13 protein-coding genes and 1 pseudogene are annotated in these 11,824 nt (G+C 37.2%); 4 read left to right on the plus strand and 10 right to left on the minus strand.

The annotated features are described in order from the left end of the window. From V7150_RS19190 to V7150_RS19200, 3 genes are all read right to left on the minus strand, one after another. The coding region (locus V7150_RS19190) for a helix-turn-helix transcriptional regulator (protein WP_335521539.1) at positions 1 to 172 on the minus strand (172 nt) is incomplete at its 3' end. 13 nt (positions 173 to 185) lie between these two features. Then, positions 186 to 602: a hypothetical protein gene (locus V7150_RS19195; protein ID WP_335521520.1), complete on the minus strand. Its 417-nt coding sequence runs from the start codon at positions 600 to 602 to the stop codon at positions 186 to 188. A 151-nt stretch (positions 603 to 753) separates the two neighbouring features. Then, on the minus strand, positions 754 to 1,596 hold the full coding sequence (locus V7150_RS19200; RefSeq protein ID WP_335521522.1) for a LysR family transcriptional regulator: 843 nt from the start codon (positions 1,594 to 1,596) through the stop codon (positions 754 to 756). Between the two features lie 122 nt (positions 1,597 to 1,718). Between V7150_RS19200 and V7150_RS19205 the strand changes: the two genes are divergently transcribed. After that, on the plus strand, positions 1,719 to 2,459 hold the full coding sequence (locus V7150_RS19205; protein WP_335521524.1) for an SDR family NAD(P)-dependent oxidoreductase: 741 nt from the start codon (positions 1,719 to 1,721) through the stop codon (positions 2,457 to 2,459). A gap of 201 nt (positions 2,460 to 2,660) precedes the next feature. On the opposite strand, the gene V7150_RS19210 is transcribed toward V7150_RS19205, so the two are convergent. Together V7150_RS19210 and V7150_RS19215 are read right to left on the minus strand one after the other, a co-directional pair. After that, on the minus strand, positions 2,661 to 3,374 hold the full coding sequence (locus V7150_RS19210) for an SDR family oxidoreductase (RefSeq protein ID WP_335521525.1): 714 nt from the start codon (positions 3,372 to 3,374) through the stop codon (positions 2,661 to 2,663). A gap of 32 nt (positions 3,375 to 3,406) precedes the next feature. After that, positions 3,407 to 3,958, minus strand: coding sequence for an NAD(P)H-dependent oxidoreductase (locus V7150_RS19215; protein WP_335521527.1), 552 nt, complete (start codon positions 3,956 to 3,958; stop codon positions 3,407 to 3,409). 212 nt (positions 3,959 to 4,170) lie between these two features. On the opposite strand from V7150_RS19215, the gene V7150_RS19220 reads away from it, so the two are divergent. Continuing rightward, positions 4,171 to 4,509 (plus strand): winged helix-turn-helix transcriptional regulator, encoded by a 339-nt coding sequence (locus V7150_RS19220; RefSeq protein WP_335521528.1) that lies wholly within the window; start codon positions 4,171 to 4,173, stop codon positions 4,507 to 4,509. A gap of 3 nt (positions 4,510 to 4,512) precedes the next feature. Beyond that, positions 4,513 to 4,726: pseudogene (locus tag V7150_RS19225) on the plus strand (3-oxoacyl-[acyl-carrier-protein] synthase III C-terminal domain-containing protein); the annotation flags it as partial. A gap of 77 nt (positions 4,727 to 4,803) precedes the next feature. Here V7150_RS19225 and scfB read toward each other — a convergent pair. Both scfB and scfA read right to left on the minus strand, forming a co-directional pair. Further along, positions 4,804 to 6,201, minus strand: a complete 1,398-nt coding sequence (scfB, locus tag V7150_RS19230; RefSeq protein WP_335521529.1) for a thioether cross-link-forming SCIFF peptide maturase — start codon at positions 6,199 to 6,201, stop codon at positions 4,804 to 4,806. 78 nt (positions 6,202 to 6,279) lie between these two features. Next, positions 6,280 to 6,429 (minus strand): six-cysteine ranthipeptide SCIFF, encoded by a 150-nt coding sequence (gene scfA / locus V7150_RS19235; RefSeq protein WP_335521532.1) that lies wholly within the window; start codon positions 6,427 to 6,429, stop codon positions 6,280 to 6,282. A 229-nt stretch (positions 6,430 to 6,658) separates the two neighbouring features. Between scfA and murI the strand changes: the two genes are divergently transcribed. Further along, complete coding sequence (murI, locus tag V7150_RS19240; RefSeq protein WP_335521541.1) at positions 6,659 to 7,435, plus strand: glutamate racemase; 777 nt, start codon at positions 6,659 to 6,661, stop codon at positions 7,433 to 7,435. A gap of 312 nt (positions 7,436 to 7,747) precedes the next feature. Here murI and V7150_RS19245 read toward each other — a convergent pair whose 3' ends face one another. The 3 genes from V7150_RS19245 to V7150_RS19255 are packed head-to-tail and all read right to left on the minus strand — an operon-like array spanning position 7,748 to position 11,499. Further along, complete coding sequence (locus tag V7150_RS19245) at positions 7,748 to 8,920, minus strand: Ger(x)C family spore germination protein (protein ID WP_335521534.1); 1,173 nt, start codon at positions 8,918 to 8,920, stop codon at positions 7,748 to 7,750. Next, positions 8,913 to 10,415 carry a spore germination protein gene (locus V7150_RS19250; protein ID WP_335521536.1) on the minus strand — a complete coding sequence of 501 codons (1,503 nt, stop codon included), beginning with the start codon at positions 10,413 to 10,415 and terminating at the stop codon, positions 8,913 to 8,915. The genes V7150_RS19245 and V7150_RS19250 overlap by 8 nt, the downstream gene beginning before the upstream one ends. Beyond that, a complete protein-coding gene (locus tag V7150_RS19255) occupies positions 10,402 to 11,499 on the minus strand; it encodes a GerAB/ArcD/ProY family transporter (RefSeq protein WP_335521538.1) in 1,098 nt (365 codons plus the stop codon). The genes V7150_RS19250 and V7150_RS19255 overlap by 14 nt, the downstream gene beginning before the upstream one ends. Between the last annotated feature and the right edge of the window lie 325 nt (positions 11,500 to 11,824).

An 11,824-nucleotide genomic window follows, 5' to 3' on the forward strand; every position in this document is an offset into this window, starting at 1 on the left:
CTTCAATTGTTAAGTTAAAAACTGAAGATATTCTATATGCTAGTAAAACAGATGGATTATATTGTTGTTTTTCTAAAGAGATTATTGTTCTTGAAGATACACATACTCTATCCGCTAATTCTTGTTGTGTGATTCCATGTTTTAACCGCAATTCTTTTACTATATTTTTCATATAATTCACCTAATTAAAGAAAATAATTATAATATTTTTTAGCTAATGTGCTAGTAATTAGGGAAGATATAATAATGATAAATAATGCAGTATTTGTTGGGATTGTAATCCATTTTGAAAGAAACAACATAAGGATCGTCACCATCATTAGTATGCTTATGGTAAAGTGTGCAGTTTTTCCTTCTATTAAATCATCTCTCTCATCATATTCTTTTGATAGCTCTCTTTCTAATTGTTTGCGATTAGTATGATATTTAATGTGAGAAATGATAGCGAAGACTAAAAGCATTGCTCCAACGAATAAATTTAAAATACCAAAATAATATTCTTCTGTAGTATTAGTTTTAGCATTATTGAAAATAATCCCCAAAAAACCGAGTGCAATCATTGCTATTGAGCATAAATAAAGCTGTGTAAATCTATTTTTCAAACAAATCACCCCTAACATAGTATGATGTGAAGTTTACTTCATATGAACTTTACTTCATATTACTCGATCTTACAGGGAATGTCTAGGATTAATTTGTTGAATTCTTGAAAATCATAAATCGAAAGGAAAAACTATTCCAAGTACTACCGAATTATGTTCTTTGCAAAAAACGAATAAACTTTGTTAGACTTTGCGGTTTCTGTTTTCTACGTTTGATTATAAAATCTATCATGATTGTGTCAGACAGTTCTTGATATTGAACCGTTTTTATTTCTTTTCGATTATAAGCAACATCTGCCGGTAATATCGTGATTCCAAGTCCATCATGAACCGCTTGCAGAATAGATTCTAGAGAATCAAACTCCATAATAGTAGGATCATGGAAATAACTTTTGTTAGCGAAATCTATCATTTTGTTTCTGTAGATACAATTTATGTCACTATTAACAATTAACGTTTGATCATGTTGCTTTTCAAGTTGACTATGTTTAGGTGAAATGAGTACGATTTTCTCAAAATAACGATAAACGGGTTCAAACTGTGCGGAATTATACGCACCATTTATAAAAACACCATCAAGTTCTCCATAGGAAAGCATTTCTTGTAACCTTTGTTTATCATTCGTTCGTACCTTTACATCCATATTTTTATGCTCCTTCAAAAAAGAAGAAAACAGCTGAGGAATTCTAACCGCAGAAATCGTTTGGGATGCACCTATTGTTAATGATTCTCTCCATTTTTGAGGACTAATGACTGACTTAGCTTCATCCATTAATAATATGATTTGATTTGTATACTCTAATAAAACGTTTCCCTTTTCGGTCAATGTAACCCCTCTATTGTTACGCATAAATAATTTGACCCCTAGTTCATCTTCCAAACTCTTAATTCGCTGACTGACATTAGGTTGTACGTAGCCCAATTTTTCAGCAGCTTTTGATACTGATTGCAGCTCTGCAACATGTTTAAAAATCCACAAATCATGGCTTTCCAAGAATATATTCCTCCACTGGTATTATTTAAAATGATACCTACTTCATTTTTCAGTATTATATCCTTTATGTGTTCAAAAGTATAATTGAGAATATAAATCAAACAAAGTTAGGATGATTTAGAATGGAATTAAAAGATAAAGTAGTCATTGTAACTGGCGGTGGTACTGGTATAGGAAGAGCAACAGCTTTGAAATTAGCAAATGCAGGTGCAAAAGTGGTCATTAATTATAACCGATCGGAAAAAGAAGCTGTCGAGGTTGTCAATGAGATTACACAACTAGGAGGAATAGCAATCGCTTATAAAGCAAATGTAGCGATAGAAAAAGAAGTGAATGATATGGTATCCCAAACGATTTCATCATTAGGGACGGTGGATGGTTTAGTAAACAATGCAAGTATTACAGCTCAAATTGCTATGAATGACTTAGATGCCGTAACAGATGAAGTGTGGGATTCCCTTTTTAGTGTGAATGTGAAAGGAATGTTTCATTTTGTAAAGGCTGTTGTTCCTTATATGAAGAAGCAACAAGCGGGTGTAATTGTTAACATGGGCAGTGTAGCGGGAATGACAGGAATAGGTTCATCCATACCGTATATAGCCACAAAATCAGCTATTCACACAATGACAAAGTCATTAGCAATCGCATTGTCACCTTATATCAGAGTAAATAGTATAGCTCCTGGTGCAGTTGATACAAGGTGGTGGTCAGGTCATGAAGAGAAGATGTATCAACTTGCAGGTAACTTACCACTTAAAAGAATTTCAACGCCAGATGATATTGCGGAAGCTATTCTTTTTCAATTGACTCAAGAATCTGTTACAGGTCAAATTTTTACAATTGATAATGGTCAAACATTGTAAAATTAAACATAACTCATTACATCCTTATACAATAATAGGGTGTTTGATCTATTTTTATAGCTCATACCTCTATCTCTTCTTTAGGAACCAGCCGTAATTCCTTTAAGGTTTAACGGCTGGTTGACGTACTTTCACTTAGCATTACCTATCGAGGAGAAGCCACTTTACAATCTTTGTTTAACCTACAATTTTACCCGCTATTTAAGCTAAAATGTGACCGCCTTCTACATGAAGGACGGTTCCGGTCACGAAACTATTTTGGAGCAGGTATAGTACGCTTTGTGCAACGTCTTCAGCCCTTCCTATTCGTTTCACAGGAAGTTTGTTTCCGACAGTTGCATAGAACTGATTACGATCTTCTTCTGGCATTTTGCTGCGGGAAGGTGTATCAATGATACCGGGTGAAACGATGTTCACTCGAATCGGAGCAAGTTCTAAAGCTAAGGTCTGACCTAGATTCGAAATGGCCGCATTGACTGCACCAAGAATTGATGAACCAACCATCGATTTGTAGGCTACTACTCCAGAGAATAAAATGATCGAACCATGTGGTAAGATATTCGGTGCACCGTATTTAGCTGCGTAGTATTGGCCCCAAAATTTGTTTTCAAACAGTTGTCTGGCTTGGGCTGTATCCGTTTGGAAGAATGACCCGCCGGAAGTTTCAGCCGCGCTCACCACAAGATGGTTGAACTGGCCGACTTTTTCAAAGAAAGACTGAACTTGCTGTTCTTGTGTTGTATCCAGCGTAAAAGCCATAGCATTATCGCCTAGTTGCTCTAATGCATTCTGTAATTTTCCTTCGGAACGGCTGGCAATAATAACTTTTGCGCCTTCGGCTATTACTTGTTTAGCTGATTCAAGACCAATCCCCGAGCTTCCGCCGATAATTACCACTTTTTTATCTTGTAACATGTTTTTACCTCCTTGTAATCTTCCTTTATAGATTAAAAGTTCAATACTTCTTTCAGATGTAGTTCAAGTTCGAATACAAATTTTCCAACTTTCGGATTTTTGATTACATCATAACAAGTGAAACTCTTTAAAGGTTTCATTCCTATGAATTTCTGTATGAGGTGTAAATGGCTTAATGAATCTTCTAGGCTGTTCCCTTCAAAAAATTGAGTTTGATCATTAAATGCTTTTTCAGGAGCATTCCAGGTAGTCGAAAACATATATTTCTTTTTGGTCAGTAATCCGCCTCTGCCATATTGATCAGCACCCTTAAAAAACAAACCATAAGTATAAACCTCATCCATATACGTTTTTAATAGGCCTGGAACACTGAACCAATAGACAGGTGTTTGGTAAATGACAATATCAGCCCATAAAAACTTTTGCTGCTCTTCCTCAATTTTATATCCGTTTTGAACAATGGTTGTTTTTATATTGTTTTTTTCACTTAACAAGCTGACCATCTTGTCCATTAATGTTTGGTTTAAATTACCTTCCGCTGTACTATACCTTTGATGTCCGTTAATAATAAGTATATTTTTCATCTTTTTTCTCTCTCCTTTGATTGTTGGATTTCTCTCACTTCTTCTGATCAATTCCTCAAGAATGTGATGGAATAATAGGTTTATTGATATTATAAATATAGTAACTTTATTTAAGGAAGTAGTGATAAATAATTCATAAAGTTACCGAAAGTATACTTTTTTGATATGATAAAGGAAATTAATCAAAAAATGTTTTAGGAAGGATGTTTCAGATGAGTGTTATGGAGCCCGTCATACTGACCAAAGGAACACCAGGTGAGATTTGCCCTATAGCTAAAACGCTTGACGTGATTGGAACTAAATGGACCTTTTTAATTATTCGGAATCTGCTTATCGAAGGAACAATGCGATTCAGTGAGCTATTGAAATCAATGGATGGAATTAGTCCAAAAACACTTTCGCTACGCCTTAAGGAACTGGAGGATCATGGGATATTGGAAAGAAAGGTATTTCCGGAGGTTCCCCCTCGTGTGGAATATACAATAACAGAAAAAGGGAAACGATTAGAAAGTATTTTCATTGAATTAAAGAGGTTTGGATTATCTTTATAAAAGAATTTACGAATGATTGAATCCATTTGTGAAAAATCAGGTTTTCCACTTGATAAAACATAAACTAGTGTAGAATATACGGGGAATTCCATTAGCCTTACAAATAGCAATAAACGAAGGAAAGTTAAAAAATGGAGACACTCTTTTACTGTATGGATTTGGAGGTGGTCTTACACATGCTGTACATATCATTAAATGGAATTTGGCAAAGGAATAAGAATTAAATCTAAAAAGGCTGAGCATAAATCAGATTTTTTCTGACTTATGTCCCAGCCTCTTTTTACATCTTTGTCCTTATTCAGTCACGGCTTGTTCCATACCTCTGATGGATTCAGCTACCTTAACCATCATGGAACACTCGATTCTCTTACGGAAGATATCACAACTGAAGTCGTAGGTCCCCTTGAGAGAGCCGGTTGCATGAAGGGAGTTGGCAGGGCAGCCGCCACTGCAGTAGAGCTTCGCCCAGCAGTCCTGACATTCCGGTTTTGAGTAGCAGTTACTCTCTTTAAATTGGCATTGTATCTCAGGTTTTGTGATTCCATCCCAAATGTTTCCCAAGCTGTAATCTTCATCCCCGACGAACTGGTGGCATGGGAAGAGTTCGCCCCATGGTGTGACAGCGAGATATTCGGTTCCTGAACCGCATCCGGAAATTCTCTTTTGGATGCAAGGTCCTTCTGAAAGGTCAAGCATGTAATGGTAGAAGGTAAAGCCATTGCCTTTTTCCTCTCGCTTTAGCATTTCCTTGGCGAGAATTTCGTATTGGTTGTAAATCTCTGGGAGGTCCGCGTCGGTAAGCGCATAGGGTTCCCGTGGGTCACCGATTACCGGTTCCATCGAGAGTTTGTCAAAACCAAGGTCAGCGATATGAAAAATGTCATTTGTGAAATCGACATTGTTGTGAGTGTAGGTCCCGCGTACATAGTACTCTTTGTCTCCACGTTTTTTGATGAATTCCTGGAATTTTGGAACGATGTGATCGTAGCTGCCCTTTCCTGTGACTGTTTTGCGAAGGCGGTCGTGGACCTCTTTTCTTCCATCAAGACTTAATACTACATTGTACATTTCCTTGTTTAAAAACTCGGTGACTTCATCGTCCAGTAGCATACCATTCGTCGTGAAGGTAAAGCGAAAAGTCTTTTTGTACTCTTTTTCTTTGCTTCTTGCATATGCAACAATCTGCTTGACAACCTTCCAGGCCATGAGCGGTTCTCCGCCGAAGAAGTCAACGTCGAGGTTTCGGTGATGACCGGAGTTTTCCAATAGGTAATCGATGGCTCTTTGGCCAACCTCATAGCTCATGATTGCTCTGTCTCCGTTGTATTTCCCCTGGCTGGCGAAGCAATATTGGCATGACAGGTTACAGGTATGCGCGACATTGAGGCAGAGGGCCTTTACATAAGTCTGGCGATTTCTCAAATCAATTGAGAGATCCTTATATTCATCCTCAGAAAAGAGCTGGCCATCATTTTTTAGCTTCTCGACGTCCGCGATGGTGTCTCGAATGTCCCCTTCGGAGATGTCGGAATCATGTGCGTATTTTTCCAGCATCATTGTCACGATTTCTTCCTTAGAAGTATTCTCATAAAGCGCGATGATTTCATAGGCGAGGTCGTCGACAACATGCACCGATCCACTGTAGGTATCGAGCACGATGTTGTACCCGTTTAGTTTATATTGATGAATCATACTTAATAATCAATCTCCTTTTGTCCATAAAAATTGCCGCCCATCTAGAAAGCAGTTGGGCGGCACATTTCCTGTTTCCTATCTGATTATTGTGTTTTCACACTTCTGATTTGCAATTCCGCAAGAAGTTTTACAAGCTGACTGGCAAGATGTCTGGCATGCGCCACATCCACCGTGTTTTGCGGTATCCTTCAGATTACGAGTGCTCAATGTTACGATTCTTTTCATAACGTGAAACCCCTTTTAACAGTATTTTTTAGAAGAAATAAGAGTTAATCTTGTGAAAAATTTCACATAAATTCCAACAATAATTTTATCAACATCTCAGGGTCACGTCAATCATTTCCAATGTCTTGATACTGCGAAAAATCAACTTGATTTCAATTTTTATAATTGGTGCTGGAAAGACGTGAGTGATAAAATAGAACAGAATTAATTAAGGAGAAGAGTGAAAGTAGTGAGAATAGGATTTTTTGACTCGGGTATTGGTGGAATGACGGTACTTCATCAAGCATTGAGGTTCCTGCCAAACGAAGATTACATATTTTATGCTGATACCTTACATGTTCCATATGGTGAAAAACCAAAAGAAGAGGTAAGACAATATATTTTTAATGCTGCTGATTTTATAGCTAATCAAGGCGTAAAAGCATTGGTCATTGCTTGTAATACTGCCACCAGTATCGCTGTGGAAGACCTCCGTAAAAAGTATGATTTCCCAATTTTAGGTATTGAGCCAGCTGTAAAACCAGCTGTTCAAAAATGTGAAGGAAAGCGAAAAAAAGTTTTAGTATTGGCGACTAATTTGACTCTCAGAGAGGAAAAATTTCATAACCTGGTGAAAAGTATAGACAATCACGATATAGTTGAAAGCTTACCACTTCCTGGTCTTGTACAGTTTGCTGAGAATTTTGAATTCAGCGAAGAGAGAGTTGTACCCTATTTAAGAGATCAATTATCCTCTTTTGATTTAAAGCAGTACGGAACCGTAGTTCTAGGATGCACTCATTTCCCATACTTTAAAAATAGCTTAAGGAAGCTATTTGCTGAAGATGTAGACATTATTTCTGGAAGTATTGGTACTGCCAAAAACTTACGGCGAATTCTTGAAGCAAAGAATCAAATTAATGAAGGAATAGGAGAAATTTCATTTTTCAAATCTGGCTTTAAAGTTGAGGATAAAGATACACTTTCTAATTATAAAAAGTTATTTGCAATGTTAGATCAAGTATAAAGCAGAGATAAGATATCTAATTGAAGCGACTCTGGCGATCGGGATAAAAAAGAATACGAACAAGTGGTGATTCGAGTAAATGATCCCTTAAAATTTATAGAATGTACTGAAGCAAAAGTTGTTCAGTACTCCTACAGGGCTTGGTACACTACCGTTTCACGACTAATCCGTATTTACTGGCAACATCAGATTTCTTTTCTTAAGTATGTGGTCATCGGTTTAACTGTGCTACTTGTTTAGGAAGCAGTGATCTTTTTCTTCCCCGGTTACGCCACGTTTTTTGGTTAATGCAATGCCTTCACTATGGCGTTATTATTGTTCCCGAGAGAACGGTTTTTGCAAATTGGTGGACTTCCATTGACCGCTCGTCATAATTTGAACTTTTACCTTTACATCTAAGGATGATGGCGAAAGCGGGATAGCGCCGTTCTTTTCGAGTTTTTTCCAGGCTCTTACATTATTGCGATAAAGTGTTTGTGAAAGCTGATATACATCTATTCCTTTTCTTAACCCATTTGTGTAGGTCTCTTCGATTTCCTTTTTAAGTGCTTGTTCTGCTATTTTTTCTATAGTTTTCACAGGCAAAAATTTTACAACCTGAAAAATATCTCCTTCAACCTTAAGCTTCATACGAAAATGTGGTTCATGGTTTTTTATGTAAGCCTGTGTATGGATTTTTGATTTTTTCAATACGATTTCCGTAACTGGCTTCCCATCTTTTTTTAATAGCATTGGTGCTCGGTTGAAAGACTTGTCCGTCCATTTTAAGCCTGGTAAGTCCTTCTCTGACAAGTACCCTTTGTAGCGTTTCGATGCTACAAAAGCTGACCCGCTATACTTGAGCAGGGGAAAATCCTTTTTGTTTGATTTCCATTTTTTTTTCGTAATAGATAAGCAAGGTATTTGTGTGGTCATCCCAGGCTCATAAAGATAGGCACGAAATTTGAAAAACTTCAAAGGACTAAAAAGGGAATAATTTTTTGTCATTACATTTGGGATATCCATAACGGTATAAAGGGGTGAGAGATTTAGGATGGTCCCAGTTGCAAGCACATCCTGAATCGGATCTTTTGTTCCAAACACCCACATAGTATTTCTAAACTGAAAGAAACGAGCTAAGAATTCATCAATTTGTCGGATATCTCCATTTTTCAGTACATTCTCTGAAAATACGATGGTTTTAATATGCTCCCAAGACACCCTTTGTTGGGCCGTTCTATAAAAATCGAACGCTGAATGGTCTAAAAGCTCCCCGCTTCCTTTTCCGATAAAAATTGGCTGTGGTGTACGAATGGTGGTTTCTTGTTTTGCAAAAGTTGAAAAATTGATAAATTGAGGGTAGAGCACGTATTGATTGTCTTGAAAGTCAATTCCTAAGGCATTTATGTACCATACATGCTCCACTTCTCGAGTATCCCAACATCCGGTTAACAAAAAAGTAGATGCAAATACAATAAGCAGCTTTTTCTGAAAAATTTTACTCATCCTTTTTACTCATCCTTTTTTTCGTGCTATCGTTTGTATGAAGCTCTTTCGGCCGCCTTAACATGTTTTTAAAACGTATTCGGAATGTTGCAGGTAATACACTAGTTGGGACGAGTGGAGAGTAGGGGGCCATAAAGGGAACCCCAAAAGAGCGTAGATTCACAAGATGAATAAAAATGATAAAGACAGCAAATATGAGCCCTACTACTCCGAGTAAGCATGAGAGTATATAGACAAAATATCGGAGGACACTTAACGTTCCAGTAAGTGACTGATTAATCAAAGTAAAGGTTGAAACGACGGAAATTGCCATCATCACGACAATACCAGGCGAGGCAAATCCAGCACTGATGGCCGCTTGTCCAATAATTAATCCACCTACAACTGATAACGTTTGACCAACAGTAGTTGGGATCCTAAGTCCAGCCTCTCTAAGTAACTCAAATAAAAAAATCATCATGAAGCCCTCTAAAGTAGCAGGAAATGGAACACCCTCTCTTGACAAAGCCAGTGTTGCTAATAACGAGTAGGGAATTTGATCAGGATGATAGGCGACTAAAGCAATCCAAAATCCTGGAAGAAAAACGGCGATAAGTAAGCTGAAAATCCGGAGGACCCTCCCGAAGCTTCCAAAAGGGGCAGTAGAATGCTGATCCTCTGCGTTATTTACGAAAAACACAAGGGTAACAGGCCCAATGGACGCAGTCGGGCAGCCTTCAACTAATAAAAGGAAGCGCCCATAAAGTAAGCAATTTACAGCATAATCAGGTCGTCCGGTGTATTCTAATACAGGGAAAAGACTGAAAGATCGGCCGGTAATCAGCTCTTCAATTTGCGCAGCGGAAACGACGGCGTCAACATTAATATCATTTAGTTGAGATCGTACTTGTGCTAAAATATCCTGTGAAATAACATCCTTCAAAAAAAGAATAGCAACCCTAGTTTTACTTCTAGTTCCGATTACAAATTCTTCATAACTAAGGGAGCTTGTTTTCAATCTTTTACGAATTAACCCTATATTTGTTTGCAGTTCTTCAACAAAACCGTCCCTTCCTCCTTTCAGAGTCACTTCCGTACTAGGCGCTTCTACTGATCTTGCAGGTAGTTTAGCTAATTTGATCGAATAAGCCAGCTTAAATTCAGGGAGGAAAAAGAGAAATTCACCTTCAAAAATTTTTTGGGCGAGGTCCTCCTGTGATAAATCTGATTTTATAGAAGTGATAGGGAAAACAACTTTTGACTCCAATCCCTTTGCATCACCGGAAAATCCATTTTCCAATACATAATGAAGATGAGGCAATATCGTTCTTCTCAATTCATTTGTATCAATGAGACTTTGACAATATACAGATAAAAAAGAAAAAGAAAGTACGCCTTTGCCGATTTGCTGTTTTTGGAAGAGGACATCTTTGGACCCTTCAAACCATCCCTTTAAAACTTCCTCATCCCATTTGATGTTCATCTTATCTTGATCAGATCGATTATTGCGCCTCATTAGTTTTAACTCCTTTCTTTTTATTCACAAACATGGAGAGGAAGGCTAATAGTACAAAAAGAAAGAGCATTAATACAACCGTGCCCGGTAAAAATAGGCGGGATAAAAACAAATAAAAAGCGGTATCGTTAATGGACAAAATGGATAGCACAATAATCCCTCCGAGAATAAAGAGCTGTAATCCATTCTTTACCTTCTTATTTGTAACTTGAAGAAGATCTGGGATTAAAAAAGACAGAAGAGATATACGGATGAAAGCTCCAACAAACCACTGATAAACAGATAAAAAGTCGAGATGTTCAATATAACGACCGATTGCTACAAGCCTCCATTCCTCAAAGGCTGGGTATCGTTGCTTAGCAGCTACGAACGGTCCAAACTCTATGATAGCCCCGATGGTTGGTCCAAGAGTAAGTATTAAAAAAATGATTCCAATCCAAATCAAAGAAGAGAATTTTAATTTTGTCTTTAAGTGATGATGAATAAATAGGATAAAACCAAACTCGATAAATCCTGATATTGGATAGATCATGCCTTTAATAACTGGTGAGGTGCCATACTCCATATATGGTTTTAAAAAAGAGAAGTCTTTATTCGGAAAATTCGCCGTCATGACAAACAAACCTAAAATAAAAACGATCGGTAGAAGGATACCCGCTGTTAACCCAATGGATTGAATCCCGTGCTTTGCATTATAAAAACAGATAATAGAAAATGCAGCACCTAGAAATAGTTTAGGTGTCTTCGGGAGATAAAACGATAAAAAGGTTAACGTTTCCTTTAACGTGACAACACTCAAGGAAAATAAGTATAGGAGGATAATAGCTAATAATGGATAGGCAACAAAAATCCCGAAGTTCTTCTTAATCCAAAGAAACAGCTGTTCTCCATGCATCCGTTTTTGGATGAAATAAAGAATCGGTAACAAGAATAGATAAGAAACGCATGAGAACAAAATGGCAATCCAGGAATCACGGCCCGAAACGTCTAAAACCATAGGGATGATAATGACATGGTTAACAAGTCCGGTGCTGCCAATCAGGATCAATGACATTTGAAGCAAGCTTAGGGTTTGGTTTTTCATGTGAATTCTCCTAGAAAGCAACTTCGTTACCATGATAGTGTAACCTTCTGGAATATTTTTTATTATTCCTTTGGTTAGCCCTCACTCAGATAAAGTTTAAAGCGGTAAAGGGATAGAATTCTTATCTTATGCCCAAATAAAGTAATAACAACAAATAATCTTAGTCGAGAGCATCCTTCGGATATTTTGTATCATTTATGAGTACTTTTCTTACCTCAAATTTTTCATTACAGGAATGCTTTAATAATAAAAAAACCGTAAAGAGAATTGATTTATTTCTCCTTACGGTTTTTATTTTATTAACAATAGGTTTTATCAAAAATAA

Source organism: Neobacillus drentensis, from assembly GCF_036965245.1.
Lineage (GTDB): Bacteria > Bacillota > Bacilli > Bacillales > Cytobacillaceae > Neobacillus > Neobacillus drentensis_G.